Annotated in this window: 3 protein-coding genes and 1 pseudogene; 1 reads left to right on the forward strand and 3 read right to left on the reverse strand. The window is 65.4% G+C overall.

Features of this window, described 5'->3' with window-relative positions; genetic code table 11:
* Positions 1-217: 217 nt before the first annotated feature.
* A complete protein-coding gene (locus H149_RS0119110) occupies positions 218-469 on the forward strand; it encodes a helix-turn-helix domain-containing protein (protein WP_026353332.1) in 252 nt (83 codons plus the stop codon).
* 252 nt (positions 470-721) lie between these two features.
* On the opposite strand, the gene H149_RS0119115 is transcribed toward H149_RS0119110, so the two are convergent.
* The 3 genes and pseudogenes from H149_RS0119115 to H149_RS23710 form a co-directional block, all read right to left on the reverse strand.
* Positions 722-1,006 carry a hypothetical protein gene (locus tag H149_RS0119115; RefSeq protein WP_020651369.1) on the reverse strand — a complete coding sequence of 95 codons (285 nt, stop codon included), beginning with the start codon at positions 1,004-1,006 and terminating at the stop codon, positions 722-724.
* A complete protein-coding gene (locus H149_RS23875; RefSeq protein WP_020651370.1) occupies positions 996-1,625 on the reverse strand; it encodes an antitoxin VbhA family protein in 630 nt (209 codons plus the stop codon). Before H149_RS23875 ends, H149_RS0119115 begins: the two co-directional genes overlap by 11 nt.
* Positions 1,612-2,011: pseudogene (locus H149_RS23710) on the reverse strand (DNA-binding protein); the annotation flags it as partial. The pseudogene H149_RS23710 and the gene H149_RS23875, both read right to left, overlap by 14 nt.

The raw sequence follows: 2,011 nt of genomic DNA on the forward strand, positions 1-2,011 counted from the left end.
CTGCCCAGGTCGCACACGGAATCATCGGTTTGACCGCCGACCAGGGAGGCCGCGCCGGCCGGTTCAATTGCGCCAATCAACAGGCTGGCCAACACGGCCCCCCCTCGCCTGATTGCTGTTTTTCTGCCCATCGTCACGCCGTCTTTCTCAATGAGAAAGCCATATTGTGACTTAAACACGGCTGACGTAAAAGCAGCACATCGGGAGACTGGTTTGCATGTCTCCCGCCGCCCTATCTCCCGCACAGACCGCGCATTCCGCGCGGGCCGTGCTCGCGGCCAACATGATCCGATTACGCCGGGAAAGAGGCTGGTCACAAGAAGCGCTCGCCTTCGAGTGCGGCCTACATCGCACCTTTGTTGCGCACTGCGAGCGCCAAGTCAGAAACATCTCCCTGGACAACCTGGAGCGCATCGCCAACGCCTTTGGCGTGCAGGCCTATGCCTTGCTGATGCCGACAGGCATTTGAAGCAATTTCGCGCGCGAAAGCGCGGCTGTTTTCCTTGCGCAGCAAGGGTTTTATGCCGGTTCCGCCCTTTCGGTGTCGCCGCGATGTGTCTTCGGTGTCGCCGCGCTAAAAGCCTTGCAGCACAAGGCTTTTAGCGAAGCAACGGGAGTTGCGTGGTGTGTGACAAGTTTTCTGGGGGTGCGGGGCCATCCAGCAAGCCAGCATCGCCCTCTGTCCACCCCTTGCCCGGCCCTAGTGGATGAGTCGGGCCATTCACCGAAAACGGCGCTGACAGACGAACCATGCCTGCATGTGCGAATGCAGCTTTTCGCGTCCGGCATCATCCAGGCCGCCCGCCAGGAAAAACGAGAAAAATCGCCCGACGGCCATCCGGGCCGCTGACGGCAATTTGTCGAACATCGCCAGCTCGGCCGCATGATCGGGATGGGCCACCGCCGCCAGAAAACAGCCAACCAGCATCGCCGCCTCTGGCGGCTGCGATTCGAGCAAACCCAGCACGCCGGCCGCCTCGGGCGGCCAGTCGGTTTTACTGCGCATGGCGATGCAGGATGCGGTAGCACTGCACCGCCTCATCGTGGGTGATGTCGCCCCGGATCAGCAGCGCCTGCACCGCCAAATCATCCGCGCTCATCGCCAGCCCCTCCAAGGCCAGCGAAGCATTCACCTGGTCGAAGTCGGCGCGGCGGTCCTCCTGACGGGCGTGGTCGTTTTCATCCCGGCCATACAGCCGGCGCGCCAGTGGCGCATAGCGCGAAATCGCCGCCTCGATGCCGGCGCTGTCGCGCGGGTCGAGATCGTCCCGCTCCCCGGCCAGCGCCGCCTTCATCGCCCCGGCCACGCGCAAAACCGCCTCATTCGGCTGCGCCTGCTCGCGCTCGCGTCCCATGATTTCGGCGTAGTGGGCAATCAACGCCCCGATCACATCACACGCCACTTCGTAGCGCACGCCGGCCCGGTCAAAGAGGCCCGCCGAAGGCGCAGAATCAGTCGGCGCAGCGGCCTGGCTGACGCGCAGCACATCCGCCATTTGCCGCAAACCGGCGCGCACGTCGGCAGGTTCGCCATCGGCCAACACCTGGCGCAGATAGTCGGCGGCAAATCGGGGTTCGGCCTGAAACATGCCGGCCATCGCTTCGTTGTGGTCACGGTCTTTCATCGGTTTTTCGTTCCTTGGTGGTGAGGGCTTCGAGTTGCCCCGCCAGGCGCGCGGCCTGCTCGCGCGCCTCGGCGGCCACCTTGCGGGCTTCGTCGCGTTCTGCTTGCACCTGCCGGGCTTCCTGCGCGGCAGCGGCTCGGGCTTCTTCGTTGGCCTGTGCCGCCTTGGCGGCCTGCTGCTCGATCTGCTCGACGCGGGCCTCTGCACGGGCCACCCGTTCAGCGCATGCCTCCAGTTTGGCGGCCAGCACGGCGGCCTGCTGTTCGGCGGCGGTGCGGCCCTGCTGCGCATCGGCCAGCGCGGCGCGTAGGCGCTCGATCTCGGCGGCCTGCTCGGTCTGCCGTTCGGCCTGTGCCTCGATCTTGAGGCGGGCCGTGGCCAGCTCC

The sequence above is a fragment of the Solimonas variicoloris DSM 15731 genome (assembly GCF_000382285.1).
GTDB lineage: Bacteria > Pseudomonadota > Gammaproteobacteria > Nevskiales > Nevskiaceae > Solimonas > Solimonas variicoloris.